Origin of the sequence: Ruegeria sp. SCSIO 43209, assembly GCF_019904295.1 — a bacterium.
Lineage (GTDB): Bacteria > Pseudomonadota > Alphaproteobacteria > Rhodobacterales > Rhodobacteraceae > Ruegeria.
Window position 1 is genome coordinate 3,356,738 of sequence record NZ_CP065359.1, and the last position, 16,161, is coordinate 3,372,898.

General features: G+C 57.4%; 17 protein-coding genes. 7 read left to right on the top strand and 10 right to left on the bottom strand.

What is annotated here, in order from left to right; translation table 11 throughout:
- Positions 1 to 22: 22 nt before the first annotated feature.
- Together I5192_RS16665 and I5192_RS16670 are read right to left on the bottom strand one after the other, a co-directional pair.
- Entirely contained in the window at positions 23 to 847 is an 825-nt protein-coding gene (locus I5192_RS16665; protein ID WP_223117332.1) for an FkbM family methyltransferase, read from the bottom strand.
- A 74-nt stretch (positions 848 to 921) separates the two neighbouring features.
- The gene (locus I5192_RS16670; RefSeq protein ID WP_170397878.1) at positions 922 to 1,515 is read right to left on the bottom strand and encodes an HD domain-containing protein; all 594 of its coding nucleotides are present in this window, start codon (positions 1,513 to 1,515) and stop codon (positions 922 to 924) included.
- A 206-nt stretch (positions 1,516 to 1,721) separates the two neighbouring features.
- Here I5192_RS16670 and I5192_RS16675 point away from each other — a divergent pair, with 206 nt between their 5' ends.
- The 3 genes from I5192_RS16675 (at position 1,722) to I5192_RS16685 (ending at position 4,291) form a co-directional block, all read left to right on the top strand.
- Positions 1,722 to 2,036, top strand: a complete 315-nt coding sequence (locus I5192_RS16675) for a hypothetical protein (protein ID WP_170397881.1) — start codon at positions 1,722 to 1,724, stop codon at positions 2,034 to 2,036.
- Between the two features lie 103 nt (positions 2,037 to 2,139).
- Positions 2,140 to 3,528, top strand: coding sequence for an adenosylhomocysteinase (ahcY, locus tag I5192_RS16680; protein ID WP_170733772.1), 1,389 nt, complete (start codon positions 2,140 to 2,142; stop codon positions 3,526 to 3,528).
- A gap of 13 nt (positions 3,529 to 3,541) precedes the next feature.
- Complete coding sequence (locus I5192_RS16685; protein WP_223117333.1) at positions 3,542 to 4,291, top strand: extensin family protein; 750 nt, start codon at positions 3,542 to 3,544, stop codon at positions 4,289 to 4,291.
- Positions 4,292 to 4,295: 4 nt separating this feature from the next.
- Here the strand turns inward: I5192_RS16685 and I5192_RS16690 are convergent, their stop codons facing one another.
- Entirely contained in the window at positions 4,296 to 4,943 is a 648-nt protein-coding gene (locus I5192_RS16690) for a DUF899 family protein (protein WP_223117334.1), read from the bottom strand.
- Positions 4,944 to 5,134: 191 nt separating this feature from the next.
- Here I5192_RS16690 and I5192_RS16695 point away from each other — a divergent pair, with 191 nt between their 5' ends.
- A complete protein-coding gene (locus I5192_RS16695; RefSeq protein ID WP_170397892.1) occupies positions 5,135 to 5,476 on the top strand; it encodes a DUF2853 family protein in 342 nt (113 codons plus the stop codon).
- Between the two features lie 222 nt (positions 5,477 to 5,698).
- On the opposite strand, the gene I5192_RS16700 is transcribed toward I5192_RS16695, so the two are convergent.
- The 4 genes from I5192_RS16700 to tsaD are packed head-to-tail and all read right to left on the bottom strand — an operon-like array spanning position 5,699 to position 8,448.
- Positions 5,699 to 6,121: an EVE domain-containing protein gene (locus I5192_RS16700; RefSeq protein ID WP_170737102.1), complete on the bottom strand. Its 423-nt coding sequence runs from the start codon at positions 6,119 to 6,121 to the stop codon at positions 5,699 to 5,701.
- Complete coding sequence (locus I5192_RS16705; protein ID WP_170407946.1) at positions 6,121 to 6,390, bottom strand: YciI family protein; 270 nt, start codon at positions 6,388 to 6,390, stop codon at positions 6,121 to 6,123. Before I5192_RS16705 ends, I5192_RS16700 begins: the two co-directional genes overlap by 1 nt.
- Before the next feature lies 1 nt (position 6,391).
- On the bottom strand, positions 6,392 to 7,354 hold the full coding sequence (locus I5192_RS16710; protein WP_223117335.1) for an NAD(P)H-dependent glycerol-3-phosphate dehydrogenase: 963 nt from the start codon (positions 7,352 to 7,354) through the stop codon (positions 6,392 to 6,394).
- Positions 7,351 to 8,448: a tRNA (adenosine(37)-N6)-threonylcarbamoyltransferase complex transferase subunit TsaD gene (gene tsaD, locus I5192_RS16715; protein ID WP_223117336.1), complete on the bottom strand. Its 1,098-nt coding sequence runs from the start codon at positions 8,446 to 8,448 to the stop codon at positions 7,351 to 7,353. The genes I5192_RS16710 and tsaD overlap by 4 nt, the downstream gene beginning before the upstream one ends.
- A gap of 97 nt (positions 8,449 to 8,545) precedes the next feature.
- On the opposite strand from tsaD, the gene I5192_RS16720 reads away from it, so the two are divergent.
- From I5192_RS16720 to I5192_RS16730, 3 genes are read left to right on the top strand one after another with little or no spacing between them, the layout of a single operon-like run.
- The gene (locus tag I5192_RS16720) at positions 8,546 to 9,259 is read left to right on the top strand and encodes a uroporphyrinogen-III synthase (protein WP_170733777.1); all 714 of its coding nucleotides are present in this window, start codon (positions 8,546 to 8,548) and stop codon (positions 9,257 to 9,259) included.
- A gap of 54 nt (positions 9,260 to 9,313) precedes the next feature.
- The gene (locus tag I5192_RS16725) at positions 9,314 to 10,648 is read left to right on the top strand and encodes a COG4223 family protein (RefSeq protein WP_223117337.1); all 1,335 of its coding nucleotides are present in this window, start codon (positions 9,314 to 9,316) and stop codon (positions 10,646 to 10,648) included.
- A gap of 10 nt (positions 10,649 to 10,658) precedes the next feature.
- Positions 10,659 to 12,170 carry a heme biosynthesis protein HemY gene (locus I5192_RS16730; RefSeq protein WP_170513508.1) on the top strand — a complete coding sequence of 504 codons (1,512 nt, stop codon included), beginning with the start codon at positions 10,659 to 10,661 and terminating at the stop codon, positions 12,168 to 12,170.
- Between the two features lie 127 nt (positions 12,171 to 12,297).
- On the opposite strand, the gene I5192_RS16735 is transcribed toward I5192_RS16730, so the two are convergent.
- The 3 genes from I5192_RS16735 to I5192_RS16745 are packed head-to-tail and all read right to left on the bottom strand — an operon-like array spanning position 12,298 to position 16,048.
- Positions 12,298 to 13,047, bottom strand: a complete 750-nt coding sequence (locus I5192_RS16735) for a phosphate/phosphite/phosphonate ABC transporter substrate-binding protein (protein WP_170636615.1) — start codon at positions 13,045 to 13,047, stop codon at positions 12,298 to 12,300.
- Complete coding sequence (locus I5192_RS16740; RefSeq protein ID WP_170397932.1) at positions 13,044 to 13,661, bottom strand: response regulator transcription factor; 618 nt, start codon at positions 13,659 to 13,661, stop codon at positions 13,044 to 13,046. Before I5192_RS16740 ends, I5192_RS16735 begins: the two co-directional genes overlap by 4 nt.
- Positions 13,658 to 16,048 (bottom strand): ATP-binding protein, encoded by a 2,391-nt coding sequence (locus I5192_RS16745; protein ID WP_170397935.1) that lies wholly within the window; start codon positions 16,046 to 16,048, stop codon positions 13,658 to 13,660. The genes I5192_RS16740 and I5192_RS16745 overlap by 4 nt, the downstream gene beginning before the upstream one ends.
- Positions 16,049 to 16,161: the final 113 nt, after the last annotated feature.

The window sequence follows — 16,161 nt, forward strand, 5'->3', positions numbered from 1 at the left end:
TCGCGGTTCTTCCTTGCACGGCCTATCTTCTGAAGATGATATTACGTTGAGTTTGAAAGGCATTTTCATAGCCACGATCAGAAAGTGAGGCAAACAGGCGGTCGGCGCTATCACCAAGATTCACGGTTTCCAGCTGTAGATATTGGGGAAGCGCTGCATCTTCTGCGCTTTCAAGAAAAGGCATAAGAATGTTCGGCTCGTGCCCTTCAACATCAAGCTTGGCAAAATCGGCATCATGCAGATGTGTAAGCTCAAGCAGTGTTCGGGTCTGCACCTCAATCGTATCGTATTTTGATAGCTCCAGATACGCTGGGTCGTTTGCCAAACGCGCCTGACCAAGATTGGTGGCCGTGTCGCCCCGCTTTTCTATAATAAGCGTCGCTTCACCAGTTTCGCCCGCGATCGCGAAAGTGTTCAGCTCCACGTTGCCAAATCCGTTCAGAGAGCAATTATTGCTGAGGCGTTCGGCCAGTGTCGGATTAGGCTCAAACGCATGAATCCGGGAGTTCGGGCTAAGAATTGACGACAAGAAAAGTGAATACAGACCAAAATTTGCCCCGATATCCAAAACCTTGAGAGTCTTCCCCGCAAAGCTTTCTTTCAGCCAATTCAGCTCAAGCTCTTCCGGAGACCGGCCCTTCTGCCAGAGAGAGAATTCGCTGAAATTGTCATAAGGGTGCAGGTGGATTCGAATGCCCCGGTAGGCGATCAACTGTGGCAGCAGTGACTTTCGGATCAGATTGCGCACCCGCCCTCGGCCTGTCAGATTGTACGCTTCACGTAAACACGCGTTGGCATATTCCATCTGCGCGTTCGTGACCGGTATCTGGCTGTCTGCGTCGCTCATCTGAACCTGCGTCCGATTATGGTCTTGTTTTAGCGGAAAATTAGCATAGGCCGAGCTGCTGATCTATTGGCGACCTAAATGCTGCCCAACAATTCCTGATGCCGCGCGGTATAGGCCTGCCGCACCTCAATCGGGGGACGCAGTTTGATCTGCAACCCCTCTAATATTGCCTTGTCCGGACGACCAAAGAACTTTGATGCTTCGGTATCAGAAAAACCCGCGATCTGCGTCGCCTCCATCCAGGCGCTGATCTTGTCCGCCTTCTTGATCTGGCGTTTCACTGTTTTTGGTACCACGGCGGGCAACCCGAAACGTATATGAATCGCAGCAGCCAGCCGGTCGTCTAAATCACCATAATCCGGGCCAACGGCGGATTTCACCGGAGAGATCATGTCACCAATCACATATTCGGGGGCATCGTGTAACAGTGCCGCCAATCGCCATTTCGTCGGTGCATTTGGTGCGATGCGGCCAAAAAGCTCTTCCACCAGCAAGGAATGTTCGGCCACGGAATAGGCAAAATCCCCGTTGGTCTGACCGTTCCACCGCGCCACAAAGGCCAGCCCGTGCGCGATATCTTCGATCTCGATATCCACGGGCGTCGGGTCCAGCAAATCCAGCCGCCGTCCCGACAGCATTCTTTGCCACGCTCTGGGTTGTGTTGCCATTTTACCATGCCTTGTGAACTGGGACACGTTCAATTCGCGTTCTTGTGGTATGATGTATCTGTCTGGATCACATGCTGCCAACAATTTCTTGAGCATTCGTGCTTTGAACCTGCGCGATACGATCCCGACATCAAGGACTGAGGGGGGTGCTGACTCCTCCCAGTTGCGCCCTCTCGAAACGAAACTCGTATCGAAAGGAGCTTGCTATGTTCAAGCGTTTGTTTGCAATAACCCTGACCTTCGGAATGGCCGCAACCGCGCCACCCGCCTTTGCCCAGAACTGCGCAGAGCGCGAGCACGTGATTACCAAACTGCAAGACAATTACTCCGAGGAATTAACCTTTGGCGGTCTTCAGAAATCACGTGGCGGGCAGACGGTCATGGAGGTTTGGACCTCGAAGGAAACGGGAAGCTATACCGTTTTGGTGACCCAGGCGAACGGCATGAGTTGTATTGTCGCCGTTGGCACTGATTTTTTTGAAGCGATCCCCAAAATCAAGGCAGAGGGTACGCCAAGCTGATATTTTGTCACCAGACTTCCTGTTTCCGGCCATCTTCATTGCCTCATCCCGCAAGGGATGCTAGTGGCACTTCGGACTGTGAATTGCCGGAGTGGAGTACCTGATGGCCGGGGACTATATCGTTAAAGACATTTCAATGGCCGAGTTTGGCCGCAAAGAGCTGAATATCGCTGAAACGGAAATGCCGGGGCTGATGTCCCTGCGCGCCGAATATGGCGAAAGCAAGCCGCTGAAAGGCGCGCGGATCGTCGGTTCACTGCATATGACCATCCAGACCGCCGTTCTGATCGAAACACTGGTGGCGCTGGGTGCTGATGTGCGCTGGGCGTCGTGCAACATCTTCTCAACGCAGGACCACGCGGCGGCGGCGATTGCCGAGGCTGGTATTCCCGTTTTTGCCATCAAGGGCCAGACGCTGGAAGAGCATTGGGATTACCTGGACAAATCCTTCCTGTTCGACGAAGGCCCCAACATGATCCTGGATGATGGCGGCGACGCGACGCTGTACATCCTGCTGGGTGCACGTGCCGAGGCAGGAGAGGACATTATCCCCGTTCCCGGTTCGGAAGAAGAAGAGGTGATCAAGAAGCAGATCGCCAAGCGCATGGCCGCGTCTCCGGGCTGGTTCACCAAAATGCGCGACCAGATCCAAGGCGTCTCTGAAGAAACCACCACCGGTGTAAACCGCCTGTATCAGCTGGTGAAAGACGGCCACCTGCCGTTCCCGGCGATCAACGTGAACGACTCGGTCACCAAGTCGAAATTCGACAACAAATACGGCTGCAAGGAATCGCTGGTTGACGGTATTCGCCGCGCCACCGACACCATGATGGCCGGTAAGGTTGCCGTGGTCTGCGGCTATGGTGACGTGGGCAAAGGCTCGGCGGCTTCGCTGCGTGGCGCAGGCGCCCGCGTGAAAGTGACTGAGGTCGACCCGATTTGCGCGCTGCAAGCGGCCATGGACGGGTTCGAAGTCACCCTTCTGGAAGACGAAGTCGCAAACGCCGATATCTTCATCACCACCACCGGCAACAAGGACGTGATCCGTATCGAGCACATGCGCGAGATGAAGGACATGGCCATCGTCGGTAACATCGGTCACTTCGACAACGAAATTCAGGTGGCCAGCCTGAAGAACCACAAGTGGACCAACATCAAAGAACAGGTGGACATGATCGAGATGCCCTCGGGCAACCGCATTATCCTGCTGTCCGAAGGCCGCCTGCTGAACCTCGGCAACGCCACCGGTCACCCCTCGTTCGTGATGTCGGCCTCTTTCACCAACCAAGTTCTGGCCCAGATCGAGCTGTTCACCAAAGGCGATGAATACAAGAACGAAGTTTACATCCTGCCCAAGCATCTGGACGAAAAAGTTGCCCGTCTTCATCTGGACCGGATCGGCGTGAAGCTGACCCAGATGGACAGCGATCAGGCGGCCTATATCGGCGTGAAACCCGAAGGCCCCTATAAGCCGGAACACTACCGCTACTAAGTGCGAAAGACGCATGACCAAAGCTTCTGGACGCCGCCGAATCCTGCTTTCGGCGGCGTCTTTTCTTTTTGGCCTCTTAACGCTGTTGACCGTGTTGGGCGGCGGCGTTTGGTGGCTGCTTGCCCATCCCAATACGCCTGTACCCCCGCACTGGAACCCGCTGCGTGATCTGACCGTGACGGCCCCGGTCACCCCGGTCACCCCTTACCAGTTGAACCGCGCACTGGCGGATGACGCTTTATGCCGTGCAGCCTTGGCCGAGGCTGGAGCTCGGTTTGATCCGCTGGACGATCTGGTGGTGGACCAGAATTGCGGAATCGAGGGACGCGGCCGGTTGTCCGGTCTGGTGAACGCCCGCGTCACTGCAGTCGAGACCCGGTGTGCCACAACTTTGCGGCTTGTCATGTGGGAACACCATGTTGTGCAACCCGCTGCGCAGCAACTACTGGGGACTTCCGTCAGCAGATTGCGCCAGATCGGTAGCTATAACTGCCGGCGGATGCGCACCGCGCAAGGACAAGACAATGGTTGGAGCAGTCACGCCACTGCGGACGCGATCGACATCGTCGGAATGGATCTCTCGGACGGGCGCAGCTTGAACCTGCTGGCTGACTGGGACGCTGACGGGCCCGAGGCCGATTTTCTGCGCCAGATCTGGCGCGGAGCCTGTGACTGGTTCCGCGTGGTGCTTGGCCCTGATTACAACCGCTTACATGCCGATCACTTCCACCTGCAGGGGCCCGGCTGGGGCTACTGCCGATAGTACCTCAGCGTAGAGGTGGGATAAAATCGCCGCGGCCCTGTGGTGTGAAATCCAGCACATTCCACAAAGGCCAAGCTGCATCCACATGCCGGGGATGCCAGTCGCTGGGTTCAAAGAACAGCTCGGAACTCCAGAAGTGATGAATGCCATCAGGGAGCTGTTGAAAGACATTCAGGATGGGAAGCTGATCGCCCCCTTCGGTCTGGGCCAGATAGTCGCTCTGGTAATTCGTCCCCAGTGCAGAATAGAGCGGCAGCGCACTCCAACCCATCTCATCCTTGAGCGCCGAGAGTTTTTCGGGCGTATTCTGCGCCACTACGGCGACCGAGGCGTTCTGCTTCAGATGATGAACCTGAGAGTTCAGCCCGTCCAGAAACGCCGAACACATAGGGCAGGGGCGTTCCGCGTCGGGTCCGTACATCAGCGAATAGATGATCAGCGTATCCTTATCGCCAAACAGCGACGACATAGGCGCACCCTCGCCTGCCAGATCTCGGAACGCATAATCGTTAGGGGTTTTGCCTCCGGTTGGAAGAGAACGGCGCAAGGCCGCGACCTCTTCAACCTTTGCTCTCAGGTCCCGCTCGGCGGATAGAAGTGCATTACGAGCTGACCGATATTCGGTGGTTTCATTCGGTAACGTTACGGGCATGGGGACCTCCGGGAATCATAATTAACAAAAATGTTAAATAATAAATCTGAAAAAATCAAATCACCGAGTCCCGCGAAGTTCAGCCTAGGGGGAAACCTTGTGATTTTTCCCTTTTGGGAATTCCGCCGACAAGGCTAGTCTCTCGTGCATCGGTAAAAAGTTCCGTGACAATGGATTAAGGAGATTGGGACATGGGCAAACGCGACGAATTGATCGCCAAATACGCTGAAGATCTAAAAGGCAAATGCGGGATGGACCCCGATATGGACCTGCTGACCAAGGTCACCATCGGTTGTGGTCCGGCGATCTATGACGCGGATGCGTCGACAGTGGCGGCCAGCCAGGAAGGCGAGCTTGAGACGGTCAAGAACAACTTCCTCATCAAAAAGCTGGGCCTGTCGGATGGTCCCGAACTGATGGAAGGGATCAACAAGGCCATGGAGACCTATGGCATGTCCGAGCGTAACAAGTACCGCGCTGTCGTCTATTACATGCTGACCAAGCATTTCGGCAAAGAATCGGTCTATAGCTGATCCAGCCAAGAACCATTTCAGCACCCGTCGGTCTTACCGGCGGGTGTTTTGTATTTGATTGAAACTCTAAATACTTGGCGTTTGAAGCGCGGTTCTGAAATCGGCTAAGGTCAGGATATGACCAGGACGGTCAGAACCAATAGATTTCCGTATGCGTGTGGTGAGCTTGGGAGCACGCGGGGTAGGGAAGGTTCTGAAGTCGTCAGGGCCTTCCCTTTTCATTCAATCCGCCTCTGTCTCGCCCAAAGCGCAGATCAACTGCCATTCTGTATCGCTGACCGGCTGCACTGAAAGGCGTGAATTCTTGACCAGAACCATTTCACCCAAACGCTCATCCGCCTTGATCTGATCCAGTTTGACCGGAATTGTGAAAGACCGGACGGCTTTGATATCCACGCATTCCCAACGCTCATCATCGGTTGTGCTGTCGGGATGGGCCTCGGCACAGACTTCGACAATGCCGACAATCGCCTTGTCCTTTTGCGAGTGGTAGAAAAAACCCCGGTCACCAATCTGCATCTGACGCATGAAATTGCGGGCCTGGTAGTTGCGCACCCCATCCCATTCCTCGCCCGCGTCCCCCTTGCCGACCTGCTGATCCCAGCTCCAGGTCGAGGGTTCGGATTTGAACAGCCAATACGCCATCAGCCGATGACCTTTTTCCACGGGATCAATTCAACCGAGTCGAACAGGCCGGCCAGCGCGTAGGGGTCATTTGCGGCCCAGGCCTCAGCGGCGGCCAGATTCTCGACATCCAGTATGACCAGCGATCCGATCATCGCATCGCCGTCCAGTAACGGCCCGGCCTGCGCCACAACACCGGTTTCTTCAATGTAAGCCAGATGGGCGGTGCGGTTGTCCAGCCGGGTCTGTAGGGCACCAGCTTTATCCCGGGCGATCAGGGCGATGAGCATATTATTCCTCCTTGAGTGGGCGACCCAGCAGGGCCTGAATCGCGTCGGTGACACTGTAGGCACCGCTGCTGAGTTTCGCCACCGTTGCGCTGATGGGCATGTCTAACCCTTCGCTCGCTGCGATTTCGGACATGGCCTGCGCAGTGGCGACACCTTCGACGGTTGTTGTGGTGTCAAATGGCTTGTTTAGACCCAAACAAAGGCCAAAACGATAGTTTCGCGACAATTCGGATGAGCAGGTTAGAACCAGATCACCCAGCCCCGATAGCCCCATCAGCGTATCGGGCCGTGCCCCGCGCTGGGCGGCAAAGCGCTGCATCTCGGCAAATCCGCGCGTGATCAACGCAGCGCGGGCGCTATCGCCAAGCCCTGCACCAATGGCCGCGCCGCAACCAATAGCCATCACATTCTTTAGCGCTCCACCTAGCTCTGCCCCGATGGTATCGGCGGTACGATAAAGACGCAGATTGGCAGTTGTCAGCTCTTGCTGAAGCGCTTCACCCAGTTCGGCATCATCACAAGCCAGCGTCAACGCCGTAGGCAAACCGCGCGCGATATCATCGGCAAAGCTGGGGCCAGTCAGCAAGGCCGGAAGTGCGTCCGGAACGGTTTGACGGATGACTGCAATGGGACCCAGCCCCGTGGACAGTTCGATCCCCTTGCAGCAAGCCACCAAAACCTTGCCACCCAGTTCGCCGGTATATTGCGTCAACGCATCGCGCAGCTTTTGCATTGGGACGGCCAGTAACAACACATCGGATTGCGCCGCTTGTTCAAATTCAGCTGTCACTGAAACACTGGCGGGCAGTGTAACGCCCGGCAATCGTCGCGGGTTCTCGCGCCCGTGCCGCATCTGCGCTGCTTGCTCGGCATCTCGTGACCAGAGAGTTACAGGCCCATTGCCCGCCAAAGATATCGCCAGAGCGGTTCCAAATGCGCCAGAACCAAGGACGGCCACGCTCATGCCTTGGCCCCTTTTTTGCCGCTACCCAGCATTGCAGGGCTGGTTTGATCCAAGGGCCAGCGGGGCCGCGCCGTCAGGTCCAACCCATCTCGTGCACCGGTGCGGAATCGTTCCATACCCGCATAGGCGATCATTGCGGCATTATCAGTGCACAAAGCCAGCGGAGGGGCAGTAAATCGGGCGCCCATTTCCGCAGAAACAGTCTCTAATGCTGAGCGAATAGCGGAATTTGCTGCGACACCCCCGGCAACGGCAATAACCGGTTCTGACGGTGATGTCTCAAGATACTGGGCAATCGCGCGGCGGGTTTTCTCAGCTAAGGTATCAACAATAGCCTGCTGAAAACCGGCACACAGATCAGCGCGATCTTGTCGGGTCAGCCCCCCTTTTTCGGCTACGACCTTATCCCGCATCCGCATCAGCGCGGTCTTGAGTCCCGAAAAAGACAGGTCACATCCGGGGCGATCCAGAAGGGGCCGGGGAAGGCGGAAACGTTTGGCATCACCCGCGCGCGCCTCAGCCTCGACCGAGGGGCCACCGGGTTGCGGCAGACCCAACAGACGGGCGGTCTTGTCAAAGGCTTCTCCGGGGGCATCGTCGATCGTCCCCCCAAGGCGGGTGAACTGTTCCGGTCCATGAGCGATCAGATATTGGCAGTGACCACCCGAGACCAGCAGCATCAGGTAGGGAAAAGCAATCTCGTCGGTCAGTCTTGGTGTCAGCGCGTGCCCGGCCAAATGGTTCACCCCGATTAGCGGCAACCCGGTTGCTGCGCTTAGGCCCTTTGCGCACATCACGCCGGATATTACGCCGCCAATTAAGCCGGGACCGGCGGTGACAGCGATAGCGTCCAGATCATCTAAGCCAATTTCGGCGTGTGTTAGAGCCTGTTTGATGCAAATATCCAGCTTTTCCGCATGCGCACGCGCTGCGATCTCAGGCACAACGCCACCATAGGCGCTGTGCAACTCAGTCTGGCCATGCACCACGGATGACAGGATCTCGGCCCCTACGCCTGTGCCCTGCCGCACAACGGCGGCTGCGGTATCGTCGCAGCTGCTTTCCAGTCCAAGGACGGTAAGTGTTTGCACCATAGGCCTGATCCGTTGCATCATGATTGCCAAGCGGGGTATCACCCCGCGCGGATGCAAACAATCCCAAGGCCGAAGGCGCCGACCGTTGTATTTGTTGATGACCCGCCCTCGCGCCGCCTCGGACAGGTTCGTTGCGCAACTGCCGGACCACATTCGGCCGCAAGTCGCGGTTATCCATTCACCCTTGTTAAAGATCGAACCGCTGGGTGTCATGGTTGAGTCCGATGATTCTGCTGGACTGATCTTTTCCTCGGCAAATGGCGTAAACGCCGCCGCCGTATTGAATGTGGAACGCAGCCTGCCCGCCTATTGCGTTGGTCCGGTGACCACGCAGGCAGCGCAGGCGGCAGGGTGGGATGCTCAGATGCTGGGTGCGACGGCCGAAGGGCTGGTGGCCAATCTGCTGAAACTCAAGCCAAACAGCCCGCTGCTGCATCTGCGCGGAGAACACAGCCGTGGCAACGTGGCCGCGCGTTTGACTGAATCCGGGCTGACCACCCGAGAACAGCCGATTTATCGACAGCAACTTCTGCCGCTGAGTGATGAGGCTTCCCACGCCGCCGAGGGTGATCAGCCCATCATCGCCCCGCTATTTTCACCCCGCACAGCGCGACAATTTGCCGATGTCTGGGCCGGATCTGCGCCTCTGTGGCTGGCCGCGATCAGCGAAGCCACGGCGGAACCCCTTAAAACACTGAGTTTCGAGCGGCTGAAGATCGCGGATGAACCGACCCCGGACAAAATGCAGAAAGCCGTGAAAAAACTCGTGAAACACGTGATGCGGGTTGAGAGCGCGCCGGGTGCAGATTAACTTGGGTTAGTCTGTTGTTCATGTGTTTTGGGAATCGATAAGGGGATTAACGCGGTGGCTGATAAGAAGAAACCCGATCAGGAACCGGTCGAAGACCCCAGCGTCGAAGAGGTGGTAGAAGCCGCCGAGACCGAAAGTGATGCAGTGTCGGATGAGAAATCCGTTGACGCGGATAACGCTGCGGACGAATTGACTTCCGAAGCCGAAGCCGAAGCCGAAGCCGAAGCCGAAGCCGAAGCCGAAGCCGAAGCCGAAGCCGAAGCCGAAGCCGAAGCCGAAGCCGAAGCCGAAGCCGAAGCCGAAGCCGAAGCCGAAGCCGAAGCCGAAGCCGAAGCCGAAGCCGAAGCCGAAGCCGAAGCCGAAGCCCTGAACAGGGCCGAGCCGACCGAAGAAAAGCTGATCGAACGCACAGTCGAAAAACGCGGTGGGTTTGTTCCGGCTTTGTTGGGCGGGGTTATTGCTGCAGGCCTCGGATTTGCTGCAGGCAACAGCGGGTTATTGTCTCAAGGAGCAGATAGCTCGGACGCAATTTCCGCGCTCGAGTCGAAGCTGGCGGAACAATCCGATCAGATTGCCCAACTGACAAAAACTCTTGCTGAAGGCCCCGATGTCTCGGGCTTGTCAGATCAGATCAAGGCGTTGTCGGATAAGCTTGCTCCGGTCGAAAGCGATCTGACTGCCGTGAAGAGCAGTGTTGATGGCCTGACCGGCAAGGTCGACCCGCTTGAGGAACGCCTGACCGCGCTTGAGAAACAGCCGCTTGAAGCAAATGTCTCGCCCGAGGCCACAGCCGCGTTCGAGGCAGAATTGAAGAAACTACAGGATTCTCTGGCCGCTCAGCGTAGCGAAGTGGAAAAGATGGTCTCAGACGCGCAGGCTTTAGAGGCTAAAGCTTCGGCCGAAGCGCGCGCGGCGACCAACGCTGCCATCCTGTCGCGTTTGCATGGTCAATTGGATGCCGGTCAACCCTATGAAGATTTGGTCTCTGAACTGAAAGCCGGTGGTGTCGATGTACCCGATGCTTTGGCTGCATCTTCGAAGGACGGAGTTGAGACGCTTTCGGCGCTGCGCAGCTCGTTTGCCCCCGCAGCCCGCGCCGCACTGGCGGATGCCCGTGATGCCGATAAAGGCACCGGCTTGGTTGCTTTCTTGCAGCGCCAGACAGGCGCGCGGTCGGTGACCCCGCAAGAGGGCGACGATCCGGACGCGGTCTTGTCGCGTGCTCAGGCGGCGTTGGCGGATGGTGATGTCTCAAAGGCGCTGACCGAATTGAAATCCCTGCCCGAAGCGGCACAAACCGCATTGGCGGATTGGGCGCAGGCGGCGCAGACGCGGGTCTCAGCCGTCGAGGCCGCAAACACGCTTGCTTCAAGCCTGAACTCGAACTGAAGGACCTGCCATGCTGTGGTCATTGTTAAAGATCCTTGTTTTTGTTGCGATTATCGGCCTGCTGGCCATGGGTGCCGGGTTCTTGATGGAATCATCCGGCGGCGTGCAGATCACCGTCGCAGGCACCGAATACACACTGGGCCCGCTGCAATCAGTGATCGCGCTGGGCGTGCTGGTGTTTGCGGTCTGGTTGTTCTTCAAGCTGCTTACGCTGCTGATCGCCACGCTGAAATTCCTAAACGGTGATGAAACCGCCCTTTCACGTTATTTCGATCGCAGTCGGGAAAAGCGAGGATATCAGGCGCTGGCGGACGGGTTGATGGCGCTGGCCTCGGGTGAGGGGCGCGTGGCGATGACCAAGGCCAATAAGGCCGAGAAGCTGCTCAACAATCCGGAACTGACCAATTTGCTGGTGGCGCAGGCAGCCGAGATGACCGGTGATACCAAGAAAGCGTCCGAGACTTACAAGAAGCTGGTCACCAACAACGCCACGCGATTTGTCGGTGTGCGCGGGATCATGAAGCAAAAGCTGGCCGAAGGCGATGATGAAACCGCGCGCAAGCTGGCCGAGAAGGCTCTGGCCCTCAAACCCCGGCATGAAGAAACGCAGGATGTGCTGTTGAACCTGCAGACCAAAGCGCAGGATTGGGCCGGTGCGCGGTCCACGTTGACCTCGAAGCTGAAGGCCGGGTATTTGCCGCGCGACGTGTTCAAACGGCGCGACGCAGTCCTGGCTTTGTCCGAGGCCAAAGTGCTGCTGGACGACACGGCGACGGTCGAACAGCAGGAACATGCGATTGAGGCAAACCGCCTTTCACCCGATCTTGTCCCAGCAGCCGCCATGGCCGCGCGCGCCTATATCGAAAAGGGCAAACCGCGTGCAGCCACCAAGATTCTGAAAAAGGCGTGGGAAGTACAGCCTCACCCCGATCTGGCCCATGCCTTTGCCGAGATTGTGCCAGACGAAACACCTGAACAGCGGATCAAGCGGTTCACCGCTTTGACCCGCATTCATTCAGAGAATATGGAAACACGCCTGATTTTGGCCGAGCTGAACATCGTAGCCGAAGACTTCCCCGAAGCGCGACGCGCGCTGGGTGATGTTGTCGAAAAGCAGGGGGATGCACGGGCCTACACGCTGATGGCTGCGATTGAACGGGGCGAGGGCGCCTCGGACGCGGTGGTTCAGGGTTGGCTGGCCAAGGCGCTGAACGCACCGCGCGGGCCGCAATGGGTCTGCACCAATTGCCACGACATTCAGCCTGAATGGGGACCGGTGTGCCAGAACTGCGGCAGCTTCGATACGCTCAGTTGGCAGACGCCTCAGACGCCCGAGATTGCTAGTGCGACGGGTGTGCACATGCTGCCTCTGATCGTTGGCGCGCTTGAGGATCAATCAGAGGCTGAAGAGGCAGAGGAACCTGAAGAAAGTGCTGAAGAGTCACTTGAAGAGCCGGTCGAAGAGGACATGATCGAGGGAAAGGCTGAGCCGGTCACGGAGGAAGTCGCGCGACAGACCTAACGCGCGGTCTCGGCGTTGAAAGCGTCGTTCCGCAGCTTAAACAACCCGGCCCACCGATTCTGATTAAGGGCGACCAAAGCCATTATGTGCTATCGGCTGTCGTCGGCGACACCGGCACACAAGACGACTAAACCGATCCCGGCGGGTTCTGCACGTCCAGATAACGTTCGGCCGGAATCCTCACGAGACCTTTGATCCCCAAGGCAGTACGATCCGCATCATCCAACTGCGCAATCGCCCGTTCAACCGCTGTAAAAATCGCTTGCTGATCGTTACCCTCCGCAGTGATCAATGGCAGGCTAGGCGTCGGGTCCGTCCACTCTAACACCCGCAGAGATGCGGCAAACTCTTCATACTCAGCCATCAATCGCCAAGAAACCGCATCAAGGGCGGCGATATCTGCGTGACCTTCCGCAACGGACTGCGCCGACTTCAGGTGACCTTCGGTTTGCACACGGTGTTTGAACCAAAAGCCATGCGGCTCAAGATGCCAATAAGGCGCGGCGTAGCCAGATTGCGAAAATGTCTGGTTGTAAGCGAACACCGCTTCCCGAAACGCCATCAGATTTGTGCGTGGATCATCGGCGCGCACGACCAGAGCACTGCGGTAATAGCCGGGCGGGCACCCGTCGAGACCATAGTCTGGCGTGCCAACCAACGCGACCTTATCGTGTAGCCATGTCCGGTACGGCATGCCGCAAGTCTGGCTCAGCACCAGTTCCGGGTGCTGCCAGACCGAGAATTCCTCGGCGTCCTGCGACAGATGCTCAGGGCTCTCGATCCCGGCGCGGTTCAGATTGTCACGGATGAGGTTCCAGTATCGCAGATGTGCCTCATCAAGCTGAGGGCGGGCATACATCATCAGGCTTGCGATCATTGCATCTGCCCGAACAGTTCATACAGCTCTATCGTGGTTTTCACGCCGACCTTTTGCTGTATGCGCCCGCGATGAATTTCTACTGTGCGGGGGCTGATACCCAAGGCAGTTGCGATCTCTTTGCTCGACGTGCGCGCGGGGTGGGTCAGAATATGTTGCAAGACCTGCTCCTCGCGGTCGGTCAAAAGTCTGCGCTTGTCCGCAAGCATCTGACGTCGCGATTTCTCGGCGCGCAGACGGTCGCCTATTTCAAACGCGGCCTGTATCCGTTCGATCAGCACCTGCAGGTCAAAGGGTTTTTCCAGAAAATCAATTGCACCCGCCTTGGTGGCCCGCACGGATTCCGGAATGCCGCCATGACCCGAGATGAAAATGACCGGTATGGTCGACTCGCGCCGGTTCAGATGTTCCTGCAATTCCAGCCCGTCCATCCCGGGCATGCCATAGTCCAGGATCAGGCAACCTTTTGCATCCTCATGCACCTGATTCAGAAATGTCTGCGCATCGGCAAAATGCTCGACCCTTAGTCCGCGTTTGCTGAGCGACCGAGATAAGGCGACGCGCACATCTTCATCGTCATCGACGATATAAACGACCAGCGGCTCAAAGGTCATGCGTGATCCTCCTTGGGCTGATCGCGGCGCTGCAGGGTGAAACAGAAGCGCGCCCCGGACGTCTCAGTAGGCTCGTACCAAATGGCTCCGTCATTGGCTTTGACGATGGTCCGACAAATGGACAGGCCCAGCCCCATCCCGTCGGTCTTCTGGGTGTCAAACGAGTTGAACAAGGTGACACCATCGCTAATCCCGGGCCCGTTATCCTCAACCCGCACCTCGACCAGTTCATCGCTAGTCTTTGTAGTGATGGTGATTTTACCCTTGCCATCCGGATCCAGGGCCAAGGCGTCGATCGCGTTGCGCAACAGGTTAACCAGAACCTGAGCGATCTGCGTCCGGTTTCCGATGACAAGAGGAAGGTCGGTTTCTTCATAAAGCAGCTTGATCTCGTGTAACTTCGCCTCGGCGTCCATCAGGCTGACGGTTTGCCGGATCAACCCGTTCAGTTCAAACGGAGTCTGACGTCCGCGATCCTTACGCACCACATCACGCAGGGCGCGGATGATGTCGCCCGCACGGCGCGACTGGCGGTCGATATCCGAAAGGATTTCTATAACCTCAGGATCGGGATCGCCGATTTCATCCAGCGTGATCTTCGCGGCGTCGACATTATAGGAAATCGCGCTTAGCGGTTGGTTCAGCTCATGCGCCAGCCCCGAGGCCATCTCGCCCATCAGGTTGACCCGTGCCACATGGGACAAATCGCGGCTGAGGCGGCTTACTTCATCCTCGGCCTGCTTTCGATCGCTGACGTTGTCGATAATGGCAACCGCATGATCAGGGGTCCCGCTTTCATCGCGGATGAGGATGGCATTGACCCGCAACCAGATGGGGGATCCGTCTTTTCGGATAAACTGGTTCTCGGCGATGAACTCGGAATCCTGCAGCAGGGTTTCGCGGAACTTGACCGCGATCTGCTGTTCGTCTTCCGGCAGGATGTCGGCCAGCGTCATCCTCTCCAATTCATCCGGCTGATATCCCATGATATCGCACAGCTGTTCGTTGGTCCGCAGAAACCGCCCCGTTTCGGGCGAGATCTGCGCCATCCCGCGCGAGGCCAGATCGAAGGTGCGGCCATAGGCGGTTTCGAACCGTTGCCGTTGTCGAACTTCCTGTGTCAGAGCCGCACCGGTATCTTCCAGCTCGCGATAGGGGCTGTGCAGGCCTTCTTCGGTGGTGATCTCTCCGCTGCGCAATTGCTGGCTCTGGCTGGCAAAGGTGCGCACAGGGGCATAGATCCGGTCGGCCATGGCCAAACCAATTGCGCCCGTCAGAATGGCAATGGCAAGCGCGATCCAGACGCCTTGCGTCCGGTTCTTCTTGATCTCGCCAATAAAGTTGTCCTCGGCCGCATAAAGCCCGATCAACCAACGCAGCCCCGGCTCGGACACCTCGATAAGCATCGCCACATAGTCCTGACCGTTCAGCTGGAAATCGGTATGAACCGGTCCTTCCGTGTCGCTCAGACCGGTTTGCACGACATCTCCGAACGCCTTTTGCGCGATGGGGTCTGCGATTTGGTCCACACGCGTCAGCTCGGGCGCTTCCATATGTGCTTCCTGCCGGATCAGCACCAGCGTTGGATGCGCCAGCACCGCGCCATTTTCGTTCAGAACCAGCGCGGCACCGCGTCGTTCCGACCAGATGTCCAGCAGGAACCCCGACAGGGCGTCGATCTGGATATCGACACCCAAAATGGCACGGATAGCTCCGGTATCGTCCAATATGGGGACACTATAAGTGATCCCCGGCTGGCGCGTGGTGAAGAAGATATAAGGCTCTGTCCAGATCGGTGCTTTGGCTTCGGTCACCATTCTGAACCAGGGCCGGGTGCGCGCTTCATAGGTGTCAGTCTGGGTAGTGGCCGTTTCCAGCAATGTGAACTGATCGTTGCGCCATTGGAAATCGGCGGGATGTTCCGCGGTGCCGGGCAGGAATGGCGGAACGAACTTGGTGCGATAACGTCCGGGCTCTTCCGCGCGCATGACATAGACAAACCTGCCCGTCGCATCGGCCAGATACATCCCTGCGAGTTGAGGCGCGACCTGTAGCTGCTGAAAAAAATGGCTTTCCAATACGCCAGGATCGCTGATATCCAGTACGTCATTTTCAGCAAGTCGCCGAGTTGCATCCAAGGCCTGCCGGGCGGGGTTCAGAAAACTTTTGACTTGGCCGATGACATTGACACTGACTTCGTTCAGCGATGTTCGGGATTGCCGCAACAGCGCGTTCTCCGAGCTGACAAAGGTCGACAGGATCACCGAAAGGATGGCGATGAACTGCAGCCCACCCAAACACAGCGCAAGCGTGGCGCGCAGCGATCTTCGCCTGCGGGCTGGCTCAGTGTGGTCCTGGCGTATTTCTTGTTGCCCTGCGTAGTTCAATTCTTGTCCAAACGACCTTCTGCACGGGTCGGTATCACAGTCACAGAATGTGATCAGTTACCCTCTTTCCCCTATATCTGAATCCAAGCCTATACGTAATCTACCGTATAGAC